Genomic DNA, 21,642 nt, shown 5'->3' with positions numbered 1-21,642 from the left:
TGCCCGGCTGATCCGGCACAATACGCAAAAATACATAAGTCATTGCCCGCGCGCGTTTGGTTCCCGGCCCCGTCAGCCGCGCCGCGCCAAGCGCCCGGGCGCCCGGATCACATGCCTGCACTGGACTATCAAACCGCGTTTCATCTCGCGCCCGTCGGGCTCGTGCTCTCGCGCGAGCGCGCGATCGAGGACTGCAACGTGCAGCTCTGCGCGATCTTCGGCTTTGCGCGCGAGGCGCTCATCGGCCAGTCGTTCGAGGTGCTGTATCCGTCGCCGGACGAGTTCGCGCGGATCGGCGAGCGGATCGCCGCGCACATCAGCAAGGAAGGCACCTACAGCGACGACCGCATCATGAAGCGCAACAATGGCGAACTCTTCTGGTGCCACGTGACCGGCCGCGCGCTCGACCGCGCCACGCCGCACGCAGCAGGCGTCTGGACCTTCGAGGACCTGAGCGCGACGCGGCGGGTCGCCATCGAACTGACGCCGCGCGAGCGCGAAATCGCCGCGCAGCTCGTGACGGGCAAGACCAGCAAGCAGATCGGCCGCGTGCTCGACATCAGCCCGCGCACCGTCGACATCTATCGCGCGCGCCTCATGCGCAAATACGACACCGGCAACGCCACCGAACTGCTGCAGCGGCTGCTCGGCACCTGACCCACGGACTCACAGCGCGACGGACGCGCCCGTCTCGATCACGCGGCGCAGCGCGTCCGGCAGCGGCGCCGACTTGCCCGCGGCGTATTCGATCCACACGATCTTCGCCGCGCCGCGCGCGACCAGCGTGTCGGGCGCATCGGCGCGCACCAGCTCGAAATGCGTGTCGAAGCTGCTGCGTCCCGGCTGGCCGACCGACATCCGGCCGATCACGTCGCCGGGATAGTGCAGCTGCCTGAGAAATTCCATCGATGCGTTCACGATCACCGGCCCCTGCCCCGCGCCGTGGCCGCCCACGATGCCGAGCTGCTCGAACCAGGAAATCCGCACCTGCTCCATGTAGCGGAAATAGACGGTGTTGTTGACGTGCCCGAAGGCGTCCATGTCGCCCCAGCGGATCGGCATGGGTAATTCGATGACGGTGTGGAAGGTCTGCTCGCTGCTCATTGACTGCGTTACCTGTTGCCGTATGACGGCGTGTATGACTGAAAGTGGAAGCGCCGCGCTCAGACCGAAAAACCGTCGTCCGCCGAAATCACGGCGCCGTTCATGAACTGCGATTCGTCGGCGGCCAGCAGGAGCAGCAGGCCGTCGAGATCGTTCGGCGTGCCGACGCGCCGGCGCGGCAGCATCGACATGAGCTTTTGCCCCTGCTCGGTCTTCCAGTGGTGGTGGTTGATCTCGGTGTCGATATAACCCGGGCAGATGGCGTTGACGTTGATGCCGTGGCGGCCCCATTCGAGCGCCATCGACTTCGTCATCTGCACGACAGCGGCCTTGCTCATCGAGTAGACGCCGATCTGCGGAAACACCCGCAGCCCCGCCACCGAGGCGATGTTGATGATCCGGTAAGCCGGTTTCGCGGCGCCGTTGCCGCGCATGATCATGCGCTTGGCCACTTCCTGCGCGACGAAGAACGCGCCGCGCACATTCGTGCCGAACACGAATTCGAAGTCGGCGGGCGTGACGTCGGTGAGTTTCTGCGTAGTGGAGACGCCCGAGTTGTTCACCAGGATGTCGATGGTGCCGGCTTCCGTCTCGGCATGCGCCACGGCGGACTTGACGCTTTGGTAATCCGTCACGTCGAGCGAGACCACGTGGGCCGCGCCGCCCGACGCCTCGATCTCCGCGCGCAATTCCTTCAGCCGCTCCGTGCGGCGGCTCGCGAGCACCACCTTGGCGCCCGCCTGCGACAGCACCTGCGCGAAACGTTTGCCCAAACCACTGGACGCGCCGGTAATCAGCGCGACCTTGCCTTCCAGGTTGATCGAACGGCCCATTGTGCTTCCTTTTCCAGGGTGGATTCAGCCTCGACGGCGCACCGGGCGCGCGCCGCAAGCCATCAGCGTCGGCACCGATGGCACAGGCGCCGCCATAATAGTACGTTCGTGCGAATATGACGAGCATCGGTTGCGGGCTGCCTGAGCTTCCCCGACAATACGCGATCCCCGAACCCGAAAGGGCATTCTAAAGTACAGAGGAGCATTGATGACCCCGGCGAGCCTCATCGAGCAGTACGGTCCCCGCGAATCGATGGAATACGACGTCGTGATCGTCGGCGGTGGGCCAGCCGGTTTGTCGGCGGCCATCCGGTTGAAGCAACTGGCGGAAGAAAAAGGCGTCGAGATCGGCGTGTGCGTGCTGGAGAAAGGCTCCGAGGTCGGCGCGCACATCCTGTCGGGCGCGGTGATGGACCCGCGCGGACTCTCTGAACTGATTCCCGACTGGAAGGAAAAAGGCGCGCCGCTCGACGTCGAGGTGACCGAGGACCGCTTCCTGTTCCTGTCGCAGAGCGACGCGAAGCAGGTGCCGAACTGGCTGCTTCCCGACAACTTCAAGAATCACGGCAACTATGTGATTTCGCTCGCCAACGTCACGCGCTGGCTGGGCCAGCAGGCCGAGGCGCTGGGCGTCGAGATTTTCCCGGGCTTTCCGGCAGCCGAAGTGCTGTATGCGGAAGACGGTTCGGTGCGCGGCGTGGTCACGGGCAACATGGGCGTCGGCAAGGACGGCCAGCCGACCGAAAACTTCCAGCTCGGCATGGAGTTGCACGCGAAGTACACGCTGTTCTGCGAAGGCGCGCGCGGGCACCTCGGCCGCCAGCTGATCGACAAGTACAAGCTGAACCGCAATGCCGATCCGCAGGTGTACGGCATCGGCATCAAGGAGCTGTGGGAGATCGATCCGGTCAAGCACAAGCCCGGCCTGGTGATCCACACGGCCGGCTGGCCGCTCGAGCCTGATACGTACGGCGGCTCGTTCCTCTATCACATGGACAACAACCAGGTGGTGGTGGGCTTCGTCGTCGGGCTGGGGTATTCGAATCCGTATCTGTCGCCGTTCGAGGAATTCCAGCGCTACAAGACGCATCCGTCGATCCGCGCGTTCCTCGAAGGCGGCAAGCGCATTTCCTACGGCGCGCGCGCGATCACGGCGGGCGGGCTGATGTCGCTGCCGAAGCTGAGCTTCCCGGGCGGCGCGCTGGCGGGCGACGACGCCGGCTTCCTGAACGCCTCGCGCATCAAGGGCAGCCACGCGGCGATCAAGTCCGGCAAGATGGCCGCCGAAGCCGCGTTCGACGCCGTGCAGGCCGGCCGCCAGAACGACGAGCTCACGGCCTATCCGGAAGCGTTCGACAGCTCGTGGCTCAAGACGGAGCTGTATCGAGCGCGCAATTTCAAGCAGTGGATGAGCAAGGGCCTGTACCTCGGCACCTTCATGGTGGGCCTGGAGCAGAAGGTGATGGGCGGCAACGTGCCCTGGACGCTGCACCATCAGCACTGGGATCACGAGATGCTGAAGCCGGCTTCGCAGTGCAAGCCGATCGTCTATCCGAAACCCGACGGCAAGCTCACCTTCGACCGGCTCTCGTCCGTGTTCATCTCGAACACGAATCACGAGGAAAACCAGCCGGCGCACCTGACGCTCAAGGACCCGAAGGTGCCGGTCGATGTCAACCTGCGCACCTATGCGGGCCCGGAAAGCCGCTACTGTCCGGCGGCCGTGTATGAATTCGTGAAGGGCGACGACGGCAACGAGCGCCTGCAGATCAACGCGCAGAACTGCGTGCACTGCAAGACGTGCGACATCAAGGATCCGACGCAGAACATCGTGTGGGTCACGCCGGAAGGCGGCGGCGGCCCGAACTATCCGAACATGTGAGGGCGTGCGGCCGGGTTCCGGCGGCATCGTCCGAGCGATAAAAAACGGGCGCCATGGCGCCCGTTTCTCATTTCAGGTTGGCGCGCGCCGCCTACTTCGACGGCGCCTGGGCCGCGATCTTCGGCGTGCCCACGACGACGTCGCCGCATTGCGCGCGATGCCGCAGTGCGTGGTCCATCAGCACCAGCGCGAGCAGCGCTTCGGCGATCGGCGTGGCGCGGATGCCGACGCACGGATCATGACGGCCGAAGGTTTCGACGGTGGCGGGCGCGCCGTCCGTGTCGATGGACTGGCGCGGCGTGCGGATGCTCGACGTCGGCTTGATCGCGATGGACACCGTGATGTCCTGCCCGCTCGAAATCCCGCCGAGAATGCCGCCGGCGTTGTTGGTGGCGAAGCCTTCGGGCGACATCTCGTCGCCGTGCTGCGAGCCGCGTTGCGCGACGCTCGCGAAGCCCGCGCCGATCTCCACGGCCTTCACGGCATTGAGGCCCATCATCGCGTGGGCGATGTCCGCGTCGAGCCGGTCGTACAACGGCTCGCCGAGACCCACTGGCACGCCGCTCGCCACCACCTCGATGCGCGCGCCGACCGAATCGCCGTCGCGACGCAGGTTGTCCATGTATTCCTCGAGCTGCGGCACGATCTGCGCGTTCGGCGAGAAAAACGGGTTCTCCCGCACGTGGTCCCAGCTTTCGAACGGAATCGCCACTTCGCCCAGCGCGCTCATGCAGCCGCGCGTTTCGAGACCGAATTTCTCGCGCAGCCATTTCTTCGCGACCGCGCCCGCGGCCACGGTCGGCGCGGTCAGACGCGCCGACGAACGGCCGCCGCCCCGATAGTCGCGCACGCCGTATTTCTGCAGGTACGTGTAGTCCGCATGACCGGGACGGAAGCTCTGCGCGATATTGCCGTAGTCCTTGCTGCGCTGGTCGGTATTGCGGATCAGAAGCGCGATGGGCGTGCCCGTGGTCACGCCCTCGAACACGCCGGAGAGAATCTCGACCCGATCCGCCTCCTGACGCTGCGTCACGTGCCGCGACGTGCCGGGACGGCGGCGATCGAGTTCGATCTGGATGTCGGCTTCGGTGAGCGCCATGCCGGGCGGGCAGCCGTCGATCACGCAGCCGATCGCCGGACCATGCGACTCGCCGAAGTTCGTGACGGTGAAGAGCGTGCCAAGGGTATTGCCGGACATGAGCGCGACCTGAGAAAAAAGTGTCGGGGGAAACCGCTATTATGCCAGCGCCGCCCAGTGCCACCCGCAGGCGCGCCCTAGCGGCGCGCCCCGCGCAAGGCGGACACCACCTCCTGCAGATGTTGCGGCGTCGCATCCTCGGGCGCGATGGGCTCGCCCACCGCGAGCGTCAGCCGCGTCATCGCGCCGCGCCGGATCGGCCGCGGCCATTGCGCGTCTTCGTGACGCGAGAACACGCTGCCCCACAGGCCGCGCAGCGCCATCGGCACGACCGGCGCCGGATGGCGCCGCAGGATTTCGGCGATGCCATGCCGGAACGGATTCAGCTCGCCGGTGCGCGTGAGCTTGCCTTCCGGGAAGATGCAGACCAGATCGCCCTCTTCCAGCGCCTGGGCGCATGCATCGTAGGCGCGTTCGAGCATGGCGGCATCCTCGTGAGCGGGCGCGATCGGAATGGCCTTCACGTGGCGGAACATCCAGCCGAACAGCGGCGTGCGGAAGATGCGATGGTCCATGACGAAGCGGATCGGCCGGGGACTTTCGGCCATGATCACCACGGCGTCCACGAAACTCACGTGGTTGCACACCAGCACGGCCGCACCATGGGCGGGAATGCGCTCTGCATCGACCAGACGAATGCGATAGAACGTATGCACCAGCAGCCACGCGATGAAGCGCAGCAGGAACTCCGGCACGAGCGAATAGATGTACACGGCGACAACCACATTCAGCAGCGCCGTGGCCAGGAACAGCCCCGGAATGCCGACGCCGAAAGACGTGAGCGCAAGCGCCATCAGCGCCGACACGATCATGAAGAACGAATTGAGGATGTTATTGGCCGCAATGATGCGCGCGCGGTGCGTCGGCTGACTGCGCGCCTGGATCAGCGCGTAGAGCGGCACGCTGTAGAAGCCGCCGAACATCGCGAGCAGGAACAGGTCCGCGAGAATCCGCCAGTGCGGCAGCGCGAGCAGGAACTCGCCGACGCCGAGCAGATGTTCCGCCGGCATCATCCGGTGGCTGGCGAAGAACAGGTCGACCGCGAAGACGCTGATGCCGATGGACCCGAGCGGCACGAGTCCGATCTCCACGCGCCGTTTCGACAGGCGCTCGCACAGCAGCGAACCCGTGCCGATGCCCAGGGAAAACGTCGCGAGCAGGACGGTCACGACATCGGGATCGGCGGACAGCACGTCCTTGGCGAAATTGAAGAACGAGGTCAGGAAGGTCGCGCCGACGAACCACAGCCAGGAGATGCCGAGCAGGCTCAGGAACACGGTGCGGTCGGATTTCGCGAGCCGCAGGTTGCGCCAGGTTTCCGAGAACGGATTCCAGTTGATGCGCAGCCCGGATTGCGACGGCGCCGATGCCGGCACGAACGCGGCCGCCACTCGTCCGATCAGCGCGAACGCAAAGCAGGCGCAGGCGAGCAGCAGCGCGCCGTGTTCGGACGCGCCCGCTGCCGCGCCGCCGATGATCGTGCCGAACAGGATGGCGACGAAGGTGCCCATCTCGACCAGCCCGTTGCCGCCGACCAGTTCATGCGCGTCGAGATGCTGCGGCAGATAGGCGTATTTCACCGGACCGAACACGGTGGAATGCACGCCCATGAGGAAGGTACAGGTGTACAGCAGCGGCGCGCTGTGCCACAGGAAGCCCGCGCCGCCGATCAGCATCACGACGATCTCAAAGCTCTTCACGAGGCGCGCGAGCACGGCCTTGTCGTACTTGTCGGCGATCTGGCCGGAGGTGGCCGAGAACAGCACGAACGGCACGATGAAGATGGCGGAAATCAGGAACGCGGCCGTCTTCGGATCGACGCCGGAAAAGCGCGCCGCCTGGAAGGTCACGAGCGACGTGAAGCCGACCTTGAAGACGTTGTCGTTCATCGCGCCCAGGAACTGCGTCCAGAAAAACGGTGCGAAACGGCGCTCGCGCAGCAGGCGGAACTGGCTTTCGCCGGCTGCATGCGCACGTCGGGAGTCGCGCTCTCGGGCGCGCGGCGGATGGTCGCTCATGTCTTGCGGGAGGGTGAGATTGGGTGTCGGGCGCGCCCGAATGGAAGTCGTTGAAGCCAGACGGATTGCCGGGCCAGGCGAAAAAAAGCGCGCCGGTCGGGCGCGCTTCGGGGGGCGCGGGCTTCAGGCAAGCTGCTCAAACAGCCCGAGCCAGATCATGTTCGATTGCGAAGCTCCGCGGCAATGAATATGACGCGCTCAGCGCGCCTCTTCCTGCTGCTCGGGCCAGTCGCGGATATAGGCCTTCAGCATGCGGTTCTCGAAGCCCTGCTCCTCCACCACCGCCTTCGCGACGTCATAGAACGAGATCACGCCCATCAGCTGACGCTTTTCCATGACCGGGAGATAGCGCACGTGATGCTCGAGCATCATGCGGCGTACTTCGTTCACGTCGGTTTCCGGCGTGCAGGTGAGCGGATGGTCGTCCATGATCTTGCGGATGGTGGACGTGCCCACCGAGCCGCCGTTGTCGCGCAAGGTCACGATGATTTCGCGGAAGGTCAGCATGCCGACCAGGTCGCCGTACTCCATGACCACCAGCGAGCCGATGTCATGCGCCGCCATGGTGTCGACGGCCTCGCCGAGCGGGGTGTCCGGTGTGACGGTGAAAAGGGTGTTGCCCTTCACCTTGAGAATGTCGCTGACTCGCATGGTTGTCTCCTCGCGAATGGCCGCACGATGCCGGTTGCAGCCTGAAACGTTGACGCCGCCGGCGTTGCCCGCGGCGTGCAGCCGCGGCGCGAACGGGGTGGCAAAGATGGATCGATGCTATCGGAAAGGCTCGCAAAAGAAAAGGCGAACGGCCCGGGAAACGCCCGCACTGGCCGGATGGACAAGGCTTTGCGCGGTTTCGAGTGCCTGCTTCGGAGCATGCATTCTGGCGTGGCTTAATGCTGACCTTAGCCCTGATGTTCGCCCTAAGTTTGAACGCCCAGCCTCGATGTTACGATGATCGGCCCTTGTTCGCCGCCCGCCGGCACCCTGCGCGCCGGCCGTCCACGATGCCAGCCAACCGTTTCGACACGCTCGCGCTGCACGCGGGCGCCGCGCCCGACCCCGCCACCGGCGCCCGCGCGACGCCCATTTATCAGACCACCTCGTTCACCTTCCGCGACAGCGATCACGCCGCCGCGCTCTTCAACATGGAGCGCTCCGGGCACGTCTACTCGCGCATCTCGAACCCGACCGTCGCGGTGTTCGAGGAAAGGGTCGCGGCGCTCGAAGGCGGTGTCGGCGCGATCGGCACCGCGAGCGGCCAGGCCGCGCTGCATCTCGCGATCGCCACGCTGATGGGCGCGGGCTCGCATGTGGTCGCGTCGAGTGCGCTCTACGGCGGCTCGCACAATCTGCTGCATTACACGTTGCGGCGTTTCGGCATCGACACCACCTTCGTCGCGCCGCACGATCTCGACGCCTGGCGCGCGGCCGCGCGGCCCGAAACACGCCTGTTCTTCGGCGAGACGCTCGGCAATCCGGGCCTCGACGTGCTCGATATCGCGGGCGTCGCGGACATCGCCCATGCGCATGGCGCGCCGCTGCTGGTCGATTCCACTTTCACGACGCCGTATTTGCTGCGACCTTTCGAGCACGGCGCGGACCTCGTCTACCACTCGGCGACCAAGTTCCTCGGCGGCCACGGGACGACCATCGGCGGCGTGCTGGTCGACGGCGGCACCTTCGACTTCGCCAACGGCCGCTTCCCCGAATTCACCGAGCCTTACGACGGCTTTCACGGCATGGTGTTCGCCGAGGAAAGCACCGTCGCGCCGTTTCTGCTGCGCGCCCGCCGCGAAGGTCTACGCGACTTTGGCGCCTGTCTGCATCCGCAAGCCGCGTGGCAACTGTTGCAAGGCATCGAAACCTTGCCGTTGCGCATGGACCGGCATGTCGCGAACACGCGCAAGGTAATCGAATTCCTGCTGGGTTCCGCGGCGGTCGAGGGCGTGGCCTATCCCGAACTGCCGACCCACCGCGACCACGCGCTCGCCCAGCGCCTGCTGCCGCGCGGCGCGGGCGCGGTGTTCAGCTTCGACCTCAAGGGCGGCGTGCCGGCGGCGCGCAGCTTCATCGAGACGCTCACGCTGTTCTCGCATCTCGCGAATGTCGGCGATGCACGCTCGCTCGTCATCCATCCCGCCTCCACCACCCATTTCCGCATGGACGCCGCCGCGCTCGCCGCGGCGGGCATCGGGCCGGGGCGCATCCGCCTGTCGATCGGCCTGGAGGATCCAGACGACCTGATCGATGACCTGAAGCGCGGGCTCAAGGCGGCGCAAAAGGCCGCCGAGCACGTCAGCAACGGCGCCGCCGCGCCGCTCGGGAGCCGCGCATGATGCTCGATCATCACGGCCGCGCCGCCTACGCCTATACCGGCGGCAAAGCGTTCGACGCCGCGCGCCCTACCGTCGTGTTCATCCACGGCGCGGAGCACGATCACAGCGTGTGGGCGTTGCAGACGCGCTATTTCGCGCATCACGGCTTCGGCGTGCTCGCGCTCGATCTTCCGGGACATGGACGCAGCGCCGGCGCGCCGCTGTCCAGCATTGGCGCGCTGGCCGACTGGGTGATCGGCCTGCTCGACGCGGCCGGCGTACGGCAGGCGGTCTTCGCCGGCCACAGCATGGGGTCGCTGATCGCGCTCGACGCCGCCGCGCGCCATCCCGAGCGTGCGCTGGGTCTCGCGCTGCTCGCGACCGCCGCGCCGATGACCGTCTCCGCGACACTGCTCGACGCGGCCCGCGAGCACGAGCCGGAGGCCATCGAGATGGTCAACCAGTGGTCGCATTCGACGCTTGCCGCGAAGCCTTCGAGCCCCGCGCCCGGCTTCTGGCTGCACGGCGCGAACCGGCGGCTGATGGAACGCGTGAGCCTGCTGGGCGAGCCCTTGCTCTTCCATACCGACTTCAGCGCCTGCAATGCCTACGCGGAGGCGCTCGAACGCGCCGCCGCAGTGCGCTGTCCGGTGTGCGTGCTGAGCGGCCGCCGCGACGTCATGACGCCGCCGCGTGCGTCGCGTCCGGTCGTCGAGGCCTTGAGAAAGGCTGGCGCGACGGTGCAGACAGTGGAACTGGACGCGGGTCACGCCATGATGACCGAACAGCCGGACGCGACGCTCGACGCCCTGTTTGCATTCGCGCTCGATTGCGCACGCGGCGCTCGCCCGCCCGCTTGAAACGCCCCCCGGAACCCCCGCTTGCGCCGCGCCTGCCGCCGCCGCAGAATGAATCTTGCTGGTGTCGGAAAGCCGGCGCGCCACGCGCCTCAGCACATCAGCCAAGCATGACAGGGAGGCCGTCATGGCGCACGCCGCACACGGGGATCATTTCGCGAACTTCGCCCAGTTCTATCCGTTCTATATCGAGGAGCATCGCAATCTCGTTTCGCGCCGGCTGCATTTCATCGGTTCGCTCGGCGTGATCGGCTGTCTCGCCATGGCGATCGCCACCGGCGACTGGCTCTGGCTGCCGGCCGCCGTGGTCTGCGGCTATGGCTTCGCGTGGATCGGCCACTTCTTCTTCGAAAAAAACCGGCCGGCCACGTTTCGCCACCCGATCTACAGCCTGATGGGCGACTGGGTGATGTTCAAGGACATCTGCATCGGCAGGATTTCGCTCTGACGGCTCATGCAATTCATGCCGTCTGCCGGGGCAGCGCGGAAGGCGGCGGCTCGCGCAGGCGCGCGTCGGTGAGCGCCGAGGCGCGCGCGGCGATCAGCGAGCCCACCGTGATGTCCAGCCCGTCGTTTTCGAGCGCGTTCATGAGCGCGGCGCAATCCACCTGCGCGGCATCGAGCTTCAGCTGATATTCGAGTTCCGCGCGATCGATCACGAACTGGTCGAACAGCATCGTCACGGTCATCTGGTTCGGATTCGCGATGAGCACGTAACGCGGCTGACGTGCGTCCTCCAGCCGGCCGATCCAGCCAAGCGCGTCGAGCCGGGCGATGAGCCGGTTCGAGGTATCGAGGTCGCAGCGCGCCATCGTCGAAAGTTGCAGCGCCGTGTAGCCGGGCTTGCCTTCGACGCGCGCCTCCACCAGTCGCGCCAGGATCTCGAGCGCGTCCAGCAGGTCGCTGCCGGGAAAATCGCGCCGGTGATATTGCCCGGTGCGAATGGCGGGCAGCGCGGACGTCACCATGGCGCCGACCAGCGCGATCATCCAGCACAGATAGACCCACAGCAGGAACACCGGCAACGCGGCGAAGGCGCCGTAGACGGCGGTGTAAGTGGGAATGCGCCGCACGTAGGAGCCGAAACCGCGCTTGCCGAGCTCGAACGCCACCGCCGCGATCAGCCCGCCGACCAGCGCATCGCGCCATTCCACCTTGCAGTTCGGCATGAACACGTAGATGAGCGTGAACGCGACCACCGTCAGCGGCAGCGACACGCCGGTCAGCGCCCATTCGATGACCGGCGGCATCAGGTTGTGCGAGCCCGCGAAGGCGACCGAATGCGCGAACACATAGGACGAGATGGACAGGCTGCAGCCGAACAGGATGGGGCCGAGCGTGATGATCGACCAGTAGACCAGCACGCGCTGCGCAAAGGGACGCGCCTTGCGCACGCGCCAGATGACGTTGAACGCGGATTCGACGGTCATCATCGTCATCACGGCGGTCACGAACAGGATGATCATGCCGACGGTCGTGAGCCCCTTCGCCTTCGCCGCGAACTGGTTCAGGTATTTGAAGATCTGGTCGTTGATCTGCGGCGGCATCAGGTGGACCGCCAGGAAGTCCTGCAACGAAGCCTGGAACGAGCCGAAGATCGGAAACGCGGTGAACAGCGCGAACGCGACCGTGGCGAGCGGCACCAGCGACAGCACGCTCGTGAACGTCAGGCTGCCCGCCACCTGCGCGACGCGGTCTTCGCCGATGCGGCGCGCCACGAAGCTGGCGAGACGCCTGACCGCGGCGAGATCGATGGAAAGTGACTGCAAAGGCATTCTCCTCGTCGTGATTTCCGGCGTACGCAATTGCGGCGGGCCATGCCCGCCTTGCCCCATGCCCGCATGACCGAAAGGGCGCACGCCCCGGAAACCAGCTCAAAACCTATAATAGCCGTTCACTAAAAAGCCTTATGAACGACATCCTCGTGCTTTATTACAGCCGCCATGGCGCGACCCGCGAGCTTGCGCTCGCCATCGCCCAGGGCGTCGACAGCGTTCCCGGCATGCAGGCGCGCGTGCGCACGGTGCCGCCGGTATCCGCGGTCTGCGAAGCGACCCAGCCCGACATTCCCGCCGACGGTCCGCCCTACGCCGAATTGCGCGATCTCGAAGAATGCGCGGGCCTGGCGCTGGGTTCGCCGACGCGCTTCGGCAACATGGCCGCGCCGCTCAAGTATTTTCTCGACGGCACCACGCCGCAATGGCTCTCGGGCGCGCTCGCGGACAAACCTGCCTGCGTGTTCACCTCGACCGGCAGCCTGCACGGCGGCCAGGAAAGCACCCTGCTTTCGATGATGCTGCCGCTGCTGCATCACGGCATGCTGATCCTGGGCATTCCGTACACGGAGTCGCGTCTCTCCACGACCCAGAGCGGCGGCACGCCTTATGGCGCGTCGCATCACGCGCGCCTCGGCAGCGACTCCGCCAGCCACGGCATCACCGCCGACGAAAAGGCGCTCGCCATCGCGCTCGGCGCACGGCTCGCCCGCACGGCGCTCAATGTCCAACGCGGCGCGCAAGCAGCCTGACGCAGACGATGAACGCACCCGCCGCCGTTTGCCGCCCCCACCCTGCCTACGCCCGCGGTGCGCTTGCGAGCCTGCTTGCGCTGATCGTGCTGGCGCTGCTCTGGGAACTCTGGCTCGCACCGGTGCGGCCAGGCGCCTGGGCGCTCGCGCTGAAAGCCGTGCCGCTCGCGTGCGCGCTGCCGGGCGTGGCGCGCAAGAGCCTCTACACGCTGCAGTGGGCCGCGATGCTCGTCCTGCTCTATCTCGCCGAGGGCGTGGTGCGCGGCATGACGGATGCGGGCCTGTCCGCGTCGCTGGGCTGGCTCGAAGCGCTGCTTGCAGCCGCCTTTTTCGGCTTCGCGCTGGCGTATGTCGCGCCATTCAAGCGTGCGGCGAAGCTGGATGCGCGTGCGAAGAAACGCTGAGCCGTGCGCTTTTCCCACGCCTGCATCGCTTCGACGTGATGCTTTGTAGCACGATTCCCGGCGCACTGTGCGTGCCTATGCCATTCGGCCGAGGTTCGCGCGGCGCCGCCCTGCGCGATACTCTGCACTACGCCTGAACCCCTTTCCTGCCCAATCGTTCATGACCGCCACCCAAGCTTTCGTTTCTGCCTGCGCCGAACTGCTCGGCAACTCGCACGTCCTGACCGAGACCCACGACACCGAGCCGTATCTCGTCGACTGGCGCAAGCGCTATCGCGGCGACGCGTGCGCCGTGCTGCTGCCCGCGAACACCGAACAGGTGGCCGGCGTCGTGCGGCTGGCGCGTGAATACCGCATCGCCATCGTCCCGCAAGGCGGCAACACCGGCCTGGCCGGCGGCGCCACGCCGGACAACAGCGGCGCACAGGCCGTGCTGAGCCTGAAGCGGCTGAACCGCGTGCGCGGCATCGACCCGCACAACAACACGATCACCGTCGAAGCAGGCGTCGTGCTCGCCGACATCCAGGCGCGCGCGCAAGCGGCGCAGCGTCTGTTCCCGTTGAGTCTGGCCGCCGAGGGCAGCTGCACGATCGGCGGCAATCTTGCGACCAATGCCGGCGGCACCGGCGTGCTGCGCTACGGCAACACGCGCGAACTGTGCCTCGGGCTCGAAGTGGTCACGCCGCAGGGCGAGATCTGGGACGGCCTGCGCGGGCTGCGCAAGGACAACACCGGCTACGACCTGCGCGATCTCTACATCGGTGCGGAAGGCACGCTCGGCATCATCACGGCCGCCGTCATGAAGCTGCACCCCGCGCCGGTCGCGAAGGTCACGGCTCTCGCCGGTCTGGCGTCCGCGCAGGCCGCGCTCGACTTCCTCTCGCTGGCGCAGCATCACGCGGGCGCGCTGCTGACCGGCTTCGAACTCATGTCGGACTTCTGCATGCGCCTGGTCGGCCGGCATTTCCCGCAGCTGCGCTATCCGTTCGAGGCCACACATGCACAGACGGTGCTGCTCGAATTCTCGGACAGCGAAAGCGAAGCGCACGCCCGCGCCCTCTTCGAGCGGCTGATGGAAGAAGCGCTGGAGCAAGGCATCGTGGAAGATGCGGTGGTGGCCGAGAACCTCGCGCAGTCGCAGGCGTTCTGGTCGCTGCGTGAACACATTCCGCTTGCACAGGCCGAGGAAGGCCTGAACATCAAGCATGACATCGCGGTGCCCATCTCGGGCATCGGCCGCTTCATCGAGGAAACCGACGCGATCATCGCGAAAGCCGTACCCGGCGCGCGCATGGTGACCTTCGGGCACCTCGGCGACGGCAATCTGCACTACAACGTGCAGGCGCCCGAAGGCGTCGACGAAAAGACCTTCCTGGCCGAATGCGAAACGCAGATCAACGCGCTCGTCTACGATCAGGTGCATGCCCATCGCGGCAGCATCAGCGCCGAGCACGGTCTCGGCCAGCTGAAAGCCGAGGAAGCCATGCATTACAAGTCGCCGGTCGAGGTGCGCCTCATGCAGGCGCTCAAGGCCGCGCTCGATCCCGACAACCTGATGAATCCCGGCAAGGTCGTGCACTCCGGCGCGGCGCCTGCCCAGGAGAACGGCGCATGAAGATTCGCGTGCTGTCGGACCTGCATCTGGAGTGCGACGAGCCACTGGCCATTCCCTACGCGCAGGCGGATCTCGTCGTGCTCGCCGGCGACATCCACAATCACGCCGAAGGGCTGCGCTGGGCCGCCGAGAATTTCGCTTCCGATGTCCCGGTCATCTACGTGCCCGGCAATCACGAGTATTACGACGCCGAATTCGGCGCGATGGAAGTGGCCATGCAGGACGCCGCCCGCAGCGTCGACAACGTGCATTACCTGAACAACGCGTCGCTAGTGGATCGCCGGGGCGCGTGGCGCGTGCTCGGCACGACACTGTGGACGGACTTCGAGCTGTTCGGATCGGGCGAGAGCGACATCGGGCGCGCCTACGAGGCGTGTACGAAAGTCATGCTCGACTATAAGGGGGCGATCCAGCTCGCGTGGCCCGAGCCGGACGGCGAGCCGCGCGCGTTCGCACCCGACGACTCACTGGCGCTGCACGAGCAGGCACGCGGCTGGCTCGAAGCCGAGCTCGCGAAGCCCTTCGCGGGCCAGACGATCGTCGTCACGCATCATGCGCCCCGGCGCGAGAGCCTCGCGCCGCAGTACGCGGAAGACATCGTTTCGGCGGGGTTCGTCAACCACTTGCCCACGCTCGCGTGCGCGCCGGTTGCGCTATGGATTCACGGCCATACGCATACCTCGTTCGATTACGAAGCGGACGGCACGCGCGTGGTGTGCAATCCGCGCGGCTACTTCAGCAGGCGCAGCGGCCGCTGGGAGAACGAGCAGTTTGCGTGGGACAAGGTCGTCGAGATCTGAACAGGCACGGATAGGACAGCAACGCAACAAGCAGCACGGAACCCTGTTGGACCCTGCGGAGGAACGCCATGTGCGGCCGAATCAGCCAGTACCGACTGCCGATGCATTACGCGCAACGCCTGCATCTGAAAAATCCGTTCGTGCTCGTGGATGCCGCCGACCGGCGTCCGGGCTATAACCTCTCGCCGGGTACGCATCCGCTGGGCGTGTATCCGGACGAGTCCATCCGTGCCGTTCACTGGGGATACTGCCCGCCGTGGGCGCTGCAGAAGAAGCTGCCGCAGACCATCAACGCGCGCGTCGAAACCGCGGCGACGAGCGCTTATTTCAAGCATCTGTGGAAGAAAGCCCGCATCCTCATCCCGGCCGATGGCTGGTTCGAGTGGCGCATCGAGCCGCGTCCGGACAATCCGGCCGCGAAGCCTGCCAAGCAGCCGTACTACATCCAGCGTGCCGACGGCGAGCCCATGTACCTCGCCGCGCTCACGAGCATCATGCGCGATGAAGACGCCGCCGTCCCGGGCGCGGGCTTCGTGATCGTGACGGCGGCCGCCGACGAAGGTCTCGTCGACGTCCATGACCGCCGGCCGCTCGTATTCGCGCCCGCCGCCGCGCGACGCTGGCTGGATCCGGACGCCACGCCCGAGGATCTCGCCGCGCTGGTCAAAACCGATGGCGTGCCGGCGTCGCATTTCACGTGGCACCGCGTGTCCACCGACGTCAACCGCGCCACTAACGACGAACCGCGCCTGATCGAGCCGCTGGAAACGCTGCTCTGAGCGGGCAGCGCCGTTCAGCGCCTGCGCGGGTCGCGGTCGTCGTCGATGCGGATCGGCACGAGGCGGCGTCGTGCATTGCGTTCCGATTGAGCACGCATCGCATTGAACAGATCGCGCGAAGCCGGAATCGCGATCAGCAGCAGCAAAGCCGCAAGGGCGAGCAGAAGTGGCGTACTCATGTGAGAGTCCCCGTAAAAGGTGCGAGTGAAGGTGCGAGTGGTCAAAGGCTGACAGTACCAAGCTGCGGACGCTTCGTGAGTAAGCAAGTGTTGCGCCGCATCTAATTTCGTAACAGCCGCGCCTCTGCTCAGCTAACCACGAACTCCTTCAGGGAATCGGTATCGGCCGCGAGCGTGTCCGGCATGACCTCGCGCAGGAATTCCACCCAGGTGCGGATCTTCGCGTCGAGATACTGGCGCGACGGGTACAGCGCGTACACGTTCAACTCCTGCATCGTGTACTGCGGCAGCACCCGCACCAGCGTGCCCGCGCGCAAGGCCGGCAGCGCGGATGACGTCGGCAGCACGCCCACACCCATGCCCTCGCGCAGCGCCACGACCATCGCGTCCGCCACGTTCACCGTGAACACCGACGGTCCCAGGCTCACGGTTTCCTGCCCGTTCGGACCGTCGAACAGCCAGCGGTCCGGCGGCGAGACCGGCGTCATCAGATGCAGGCAGGTATGGCGCACGAGGTCCGACAGCACATGCGGCGCGCCATGCTTCTCCACATAGGCCGGCGACGCGCACGCGATGTTGAAGACCGAACCCAGCCGCGCCGACACCAGCGCCGAATCGGGCAATTCGGAGGCGAGCACGACTGACACGTCGTAGCCTTCGTCGAGCAGGTCCGGCACGCGCTGCGCCAGCGTCAGATCGACCTGCACCGCCGGATGCCGCTCCTGGTAGCGCGAGATCATCGGCACGATGTAGTGCTGGCCGAAGCTCGTCATCGAATGCACCTTGAGCTTGCCGGAGGGCCGCGCATGGGCGTCGCCCGCCTCGGCTTCCGCCTGGTCCACGTACGCCAGGATCTGCTCGCAGCGTTGCAGGTAGCGCTCGCCGGCCTCGGTGAGCGCGATGCGGCGCGTCGTGCGATTCAACAGACGCGCACGCAGATGCGCCTCGAGATCCGAAACGGCCCGCGACGCATACGCGGTCGTCGTGTTGAGATGCTGCGCGGCCGCCGTGAAGCTGCCCGCCTCCACGACCCGCACAAATACGCGCATGTTCTGCAGCGTGTCCATAGCGCTTTCCGACTCAATGAAACTGGTAACGTGACGAATTGTTGCACTTCTCGCAAGACCGATTATCACATAATCCGTAAAAATGCTTTGCGCCCTCGCGGGTTATTCGACAAATACTGCAAAAATATAATCACTTCCAAGCGTTTGAATCAAATTTGGGAGTGAATCGTGCGAGGGCGAGTATTCCGCAAGACTGCTTCAGCCACAGTTCTTGCAACTATCTTGATCATCTCCGGGTGCGCCAGCACCGGCAACATCGCGCCTCACGATTCGCTGAACGACGCCGCGACGCTCGACGCCGGCAGCGCGATCCGGCAAGCCAACGCCGATGCCCAATGGCCCGCCGAACAATGGTGGCGCGCCTATCAGGACCCGCAACTCGACCAGTGGATCGAACGCGCGACGAGCGGCAATCCGACGCTCGCGATGGCCGCGGCGCGCGTGCGCGAGGCGCATGAAGCAGCCGGCATTGCGCGCTCGGACCTGTATCCGCACGTCGATGCCGCCATGAGCGTCGCGCGCAAGAACTGGCCCAACAACGACTTCTATGGCCCCGGCCCTTACGCGGACACGACCACCTGGGACGACACGGCGGGGCTGACGCTGTCCTACAACCTCGACCTGTGGGGCCGCGACGAGAACAACGCCGAGCGCGCGCTCGATGTCGCCCACGTCCGCGCCGCCGACGCCCGCGCCGCGCAGCTCGATCTCGAAACCAACGTGGTGCGCGCCTACATCGGCTTCTCGCAGGCTTTCGCGCTGCTGGACATCGCGCAGCAAACACTCGAACAGCAGCAACATATCGCCGACCATGCGCGCCGCCGTCTGAACGGCGGCATCGGCACGCAGCTCGAACTCAGCCAGGCCGAAGCGCCGCTGCCCGAGTACGAGCGTCAGGTCGACATCTATCAGGAAGAGATCGCACTCGCGCGTCATCAGCTGGCCGCGCTCGCGGGCGCAGGGCCGGGCGCCGGAGAAGCGCTGACGCGCCCCGCGCTGTCGCTCGCCAGGCCCTTGCCGCTGCCTTCCGCGCTGCCGGCCGAACTCGTCGGCCACCGGCCCGATATCGTCGCGGCCCGCTGGATGGTGGCGGCGCAGGCGCGCGGCATCGACGTCGCGAAGGCCGGCTTCTATCCGAACATCAACCTGGCCGCATCGCTGACCCAGGCCTTCGCGGGCGGTGCGCTGCTGAGCTTCCTCACGAGCAAGGCGTCGGGCTACAGCTTCGGCCCGGCCATCTCGCTGCCGATCTTCGAAGGCGGACGCCTGCGCGCGCAACTGGGCGCGGCATCGGCGCAATACGACGAAGCCGTCGATCACTACAACGCGACGCTGGTTGCGGCGCTGAAGGACATCGCGGATCAGGTCGTGCGCGTGCATTCGCTCGACACCCAGCTCGACGCTTCGGGCCGCTCGGTCGCCGCCGCGCGCAAGAGCTACGACCTCGCGAACGAAGGCTACCGGCGCGGTCTCACCGATTACCTGAACGTGCTCGTCGCGCAGACGCAGTTGCTCAAGGCGCAGGATGGCCAGGCGCGCGTGCGCGCGGCACGGCTCGCGGCCTATGCGACCCTCACCTCGGCGCTCGGCGGCGGCCTCGACGATCCGTCGAACGGGCCGGAGCAGACCGCGCTCGCACCGTCCCGGCACATCAGCACGCTCGGGCGGCTGAGCGCGCACGCACCGAAGTGAGGCGGCGCCCATGACCTCCTCCACTCATCCAGCAGGCGCCCGCCACGCGTTCATGCAGGCGCTCGCCGACTGGGCGCGCACCGACGGGCTCGCGTGGATATACATCTTCAAGGCCGTGCTCGCCGCTTTACTCGCGCTGTGGCTCGCGATGCGCCTCGACATGCAGCAGCCGCGCACCGCGATGACCACGGTGTTCGTCGTGATGCAGCCGCAAAGCGGCATGGTGCTCGCGAAAAGCTTCTATCGCTTCTGCGGCACGATGGTCGGGCTCGTCGTGATGATGGTCTTCATCAGCCTGTTCGCGCAGCAGCCGGTGCTGTTCCTGTCGGCCACCGCGCTGTGGGTCGGCATCTGCACGGCGGGCGCGGCGCGCAACCGCAACTTCCGCTCGTACGGCTTCGTGCTCGCCGGCTACACGGCGGCGCTGATCGGCATCCCGGCCGCGCAGCATCCGGACGGCGCGTATCTGTCGGCGCTGACGCGGGTCGGCGAAGTGACGCTCGGCATCGTCTGCTCGGGAGCGGTGAGCGCGCTGATCTTTCCGCAGCACGCGGGCGAGCAGGTCCGCACCACCGTACGCCGCCGCTTCATGCAATTCGTCGATTACGTATGCCGCGCGATGTCCGGCGCCATGCCGCGCGCGCAGATCGAGCGCACCAACCTGGCGTTCGTCGCGGATATCGTCGGCTTCGAGGCGGCGCGCAGCGTCGCGGTGTTCGAGAACCCGGAATCGCGCAGGCGCGGCGGCCGGCTCGCGCGGCTGAACAGCGAGTTCATGAACGCGTCGACGCGCTTCCACGCGCTGCATCAGCTGATGAACCGGCTGCGCGAGAACGCATCGGTGACCACCATCGCCGCGCTCGAACCGTTCTTTCGCGAAGTGCCGCCGCTGTTCTCGATCGCCGGCGAGCCGGTGCGCAACGCCGCCGACGCCGCGCAGGCCGCCACGCAGTTGCGCGCCTACGGGGCCGCGTTGCCGCCACGCGTGCGCGCGGCGCGCGCCGGAGTCGAAACGCATCCGGACTTCGTGCCGCTCGAATTCGACACGGCCACCGAACTGCTCCATCGCTTCGTCGACGACATGCTCGCCTACGCCGAAACCTATGCGTCACTGAGCGCGCCGTCGCACGAACGCGAGCGCTGGGTCGCCCGCTATGTGCCGCGCACCAACCTGTTTGCGGCGGCCGTGTCGGGGCTGCGCGGGGCGGTCGTCATGTTCGCGCTGTCGGCGTTCTGGATCGGCACCGCGTGGCCGAGCGGCGGCACGATGGTCCTCAACGCGGCCGCCGTGTGCGCGCTGGCGTCGTCGTCGCCGCGGCCCGCGCTGATGTCGGCGCAGATGGCGGCCGGCACGATCCTCGCCGCGCTCGCCGGCATGGTGGTCGTCTTCGGCGTGTTCCCGCATGTGGACGGCTTTCCGATGATGTGCGCCGCGCTCGCCCCCGCGCTGATGTTCGGCGCGTATCTGAGCACGCGGCCGCGGTTCGCGGGCGCGGGCATCGGCTACTGCATCTTCTTCTGTTTTCTTGCGGGCCCGGACAATCTCGTCCACTACGATCCGACCGGCTTCATGAACGACGCCCTCGCGCTGGTGCTGTCGATGATCGTCGCCGCGATCGCCTTCGCCGTGCTGCTGCCCACCGATGCGCCGTGGCTGCGCACGTTGCTGCTCGCCGACCTGCGCCGTGAAGTGGCGCACGCGCGCCGTGGCCGCCTGCCGCGCATCAAGACGCACTTCGAGAGCCGCACGCGCGACCTGCTCGCCCAGATCAATGCGATCGCGGCCGGCCGTGCCGACTTGCGGCGCGACGCGCTGCAATGGCTGTTCGCGGTGCTCGAATTCGGCAACGCGGTGATCGACCTGCGGCACGAACTCGGTGCTCCCGGGAACGATGCTCCGATGCAGTGGCGACCCTCGGTCGAAGCGACGCTCGACGCCGTCGCGCGGCTGTTCGAACGTCCGGGCCCGCAACGCTTCGAGACCGCGCTCGCCGCCACCGCGCGTGCGATCCAGGACGTGCAGGCGGCGTCCGACAACCCGCGCCAGCTGCGGCGCGTGACAAGCCATCTGCATCTGATCCGTACCGCGCTGCTCGACCCCGAAGCACCGTTCGCACGACATGCGTCCATTGATCCCGCCACACCCGAAGGAGCGCCCCATGCTGCCGCGTAACGTCGCGATCCTCGAAGCCTATGTGCCGACGATCCTGCTGCTCTTCATCGCCGGCGCGGTGCTGACGTGGTTCATCGACCGCGTGCTGGCGCTGACCGGGCTGTATCGCGTGGTCTGGCATCCGGCGCTGTTCCGCGCGAGCCTGCTCGTCTGCATTTGCGGCACGCTCGGGCTCGTCGCGTATCGCTGAGCCGGTCCGTTC

21 protein-coding genes are annotated in these 21,642 nt (G+C 66.6%); 13 read left to right on the top strand and 8 right to left on the bottom strand.

Annotation, left to right across the window (positions count from 1 at the left end):
• The first annotated feature begins 111 nt into the window (after window positions 1-111).
• The gene (locus QCE83_RS05265; RefSeq protein ID WP_309808010.1) at window positions 112-657 is read left to right on the top strand and encodes a LuxR C-terminal-related transcriptional regulator; all 546 of its coding nucleotides are present in this window, start codon (window positions 112-114) and stop codon (window positions 655-657) included.
• A gap of 9 nt (window positions 658-666) precedes the next feature.
• On the opposite strand, the gene QCE83_RS05260 is transcribed toward QCE83_RS05265, so the two are convergent.
• Both QCE83_RS05260 and QCE83_RS05255 read right to left on the bottom strand, forming a co-directional pair.
• Entirely contained in the window at window positions 667-1,104 is a 438-nt protein-coding gene (locus tag QCE83_RS05260) for a thioesterase family protein (protein ID WP_309808009.1), read from the bottom strand.
• A 59-nt stretch (window positions 1,105-1,163) separates the two neighbouring features.
• The gene (locus QCE83_RS05255) at window positions 1,164-1,937 is read right to left on the bottom strand and encodes an SDR family oxidoreductase (RefSeq protein ID WP_309808008.1); all 774 of its coding nucleotides are present in this window, start codon (window positions 1,935-1,937) and stop codon (window positions 1,164-1,166) included.
• 208 nt (window positions 1,938-2,145) lie between these two features.
• Between QCE83_RS05255 and QCE83_RS05250 the strand changes: the two genes are divergently transcribed.
• Window positions 2,146-3,819 carry an electron transfer flavoprotein-ubiquinone oxidoreductase gene (locus tag QCE83_RS05250; protein WP_309808007.1) on the top strand — a complete coding sequence of 558 codons (1,674 nt, stop codon included), beginning with the start codon at window positions 2,146-2,148 and terminating at the stop codon, window positions 3,817-3,819.
• A 91-nt stretch (window positions 3,820-3,910) separates the two neighbouring features.
• Here QCE83_RS05250 and aroC read toward each other — a convergent pair whose 3' ends face one another.
• From aroC to QCE83_RS05235, 3 genes are all read right to left on the bottom strand, one after another.
• The gene (gene aroC / locus QCE83_RS05245) at window positions 3,911-5,017 is read right to left on the bottom strand and encodes a chorismate synthase (protein ID WP_309808006.1); all 1,107 of its coding nucleotides are present in this window, start codon (window positions 5,015-5,017) and stop codon (window positions 3,911-3,913) included.
• 77 nt (window positions 5,018-5,094) lie between these two features.
• A complete protein-coding gene (locus QCE83_RS05240) occupies window positions 5,095-7,035 on the bottom strand; it encodes an MFS transporter (RefSeq protein ID WP_309808005.1) in 1,941 nt (646 codons plus the stop codon).
• Window positions 7,036-7,233: 198 nt separating this feature from the next.
• Window positions 7,234-7,686 (bottom strand): CBS domain-containing protein, encoded by a 453-nt coding sequence (locus QCE83_RS05235; RefSeq protein WP_309808003.1) that lies wholly within the window; start codon window positions 7,684-7,686, stop codon window positions 7,234-7,236.
• A gap of 350 nt (window positions 7,687-8,036) precedes the next feature.
• Between QCE83_RS05235 and QCE83_RS05230 the strand changes: the two genes are divergently transcribed.
• From QCE83_RS05230 to QCE83_RS05220, 3 genes are all read left to right on the top strand, one after another.
• Window positions 8,037-9,368, top strand: coding sequence for an O-acetylhomoserine aminocarboxypropyltransferase (locus QCE83_RS05230; protein WP_309808002.1), 1,332 nt, complete (start codon window positions 8,037-8,039; stop codon window positions 9,366-9,368).
• Window positions 9,365-10,207: an alpha/beta hydrolase gene (locus QCE83_RS05225; protein WP_309808000.1), complete on the top strand. Its 843-nt coding sequence runs from the start codon at window positions 9,365-9,367 to the stop codon at window positions 10,205-10,207. Before QCE83_RS05230 ends, QCE83_RS05225 begins: the two co-directional genes overlap by 4 nt.
• A gap of 124 nt (window positions 10,208-10,331) precedes the next feature.
• Window positions 10,332-10,652, top strand: a complete 321-nt coding sequence (locus QCE83_RS05220; RefSeq protein WP_309807999.1) for an Mpo1-like protein — start codon at window positions 10,332-10,334, stop codon at window positions 10,650-10,652.
• A gap of 13 nt (window positions 10,653-10,665) precedes the next feature.
• Here the strand turns inward: QCE83_RS05220 and QCE83_RS05215 are convergent, their stop codons facing one another.
• Window positions 10,666-11,973 (bottom strand): YihY family inner membrane protein, encoded by a 1,308-nt coding sequence (locus QCE83_RS05215; RefSeq protein ID WP_404984147.1) that lies wholly within the window; start codon window positions 11,971-11,973, stop codon window positions 10,666-10,668.
• A gap of 140 nt (window positions 11,974-12,113) precedes the next feature.
• Here QCE83_RS05215 and wrbA point away from each other — a divergent pair, with 140 nt between their 5' ends.
• The 5 genes from wrbA (at window position 12,114) to QCE83_RS05190 (ending at window position 16,329) form a co-directional block, all read left to right on the top strand.
• Window positions 12,114-12,731, top strand: coding sequence for an NAD(P)H:quinone oxidoreductase (gene wrbA, locus QCE83_RS05210; protein ID WP_309807997.1), 618 nt, complete (start codon window positions 12,114-12,116; stop codon window positions 12,729-12,731).
• Window positions 12,732-12,739: 8 nt separating this feature from the next.
• Complete coding sequence (locus tag QCE83_RS05205) at window positions 12,740-13,135, top strand: DUF2069 domain-containing protein (RefSeq protein WP_309807996.1); 396 nt, start codon at window positions 12,740-12,742, stop codon at window positions 13,133-13,135.
• Window positions 13,136-13,295: 160 nt separating this feature from the next.
• A complete protein-coding gene (locus QCE83_RS05200; protein WP_309807995.1) occupies window positions 13,296-14,750 on the top strand; it encodes an FAD-binding oxidoreductase in 1,455 nt (484 codons plus the stop codon).
• Window positions 14,747-15,550 (top strand): metallophosphoesterase family protein, encoded by an 804-nt coding sequence (locus QCE83_RS05195; RefSeq protein WP_309807994.1) that lies wholly within the window; start codon window positions 14,747-14,749, stop codon window positions 15,548-15,550. Before QCE83_RS05200 ends, QCE83_RS05195 begins: the two co-directional genes overlap by 4 nt.
• 68 nt (window positions 15,551-15,618) lie before the next feature.
• A complete protein-coding gene (locus QCE83_RS05190) occupies window positions 15,619-16,329 on the top strand; it encodes an SOS response-associated peptidase (protein WP_309807993.1) in 711 nt (236 codons plus the stop codon).
• A 14-nt stretch (window positions 16,330-16,343) separates the two neighbouring features.
• On the opposite strand, the gene QCE83_RS05185 is transcribed toward QCE83_RS05190, so the two are convergent.
• Together QCE83_RS05185 and QCE83_RS05180 are read right to left on the bottom strand one after the other, a co-directional pair.
• Complete coding sequence (locus QCE83_RS05185; protein ID WP_309807992.1) at window positions 16,344-16,508, bottom strand: hypothetical protein; 165 nt, start codon at window positions 16,506-16,508, stop codon at window positions 16,344-16,346.
• A 128-nt stretch (window positions 16,509-16,636) separates the two neighbouring features.
• Window positions 16,637-17,575, bottom strand: coding sequence for a LysR family transcriptional regulator (locus QCE83_RS05180; protein ID WP_309807991.1), 939 nt, complete (start codon window positions 17,573-17,575; stop codon window positions 16,637-16,639).
• 168 nt (window positions 17,576-17,743) lie between these two features.
• Between QCE83_RS05180 and QCE83_RS05175 the strand changes: the two genes are divergently transcribed.
• From QCE83_RS05175 to QCE83_RS05165, 3 genes are read left to right on the top strand one after another with little or no spacing between them, the layout of a single operon-like run.
• Window positions 17,744-19,267, top strand: coding sequence for an efflux transporter outer membrane subunit (locus tag QCE83_RS05175; protein ID WP_309807990.1), 1,524 nt, complete (start codon window positions 17,744-17,746; stop codon window positions 19,265-19,267).
• A gap of 10 nt (window positions 19,268-19,277) precedes the next feature.
• Window positions 19,278-21,440 (top strand): FUSC family protein, encoded by a 2,163-nt coding sequence (locus QCE83_RS05170; protein WP_309807989.1) that lies wholly within the window; start codon window positions 19,278-19,280, stop codon window positions 21,438-21,440.
• The gene (locus tag QCE83_RS05165) at window positions 21,427-21,630 is read left to right on the top strand and encodes a DUF1656 domain-containing protein (protein WP_309807987.1); all 204 of its coding nucleotides are present in this window, start codon (window positions 21,427-21,429) and stop codon (window positions 21,628-21,630) included. Before QCE83_RS05170 ends, QCE83_RS05165 begins: the two co-directional genes overlap by 14 nt.
• Window positions 21,631-21,642: the final 12 nt, after the last annotated feature.

This window comes from Caballeronia sp. LZ034LL (assembly GCF_031451215.1).
Taxonomy (GTDB): Bacteria; Pseudomonadota; Gammaproteobacteria; order Burkholderiales; family Burkholderiaceae; genus Caballeronia.
Note: the sequence above shows the minus strand (reverse complement) of the source record. Positions and strands in the feature narration are given on the sequence as shown.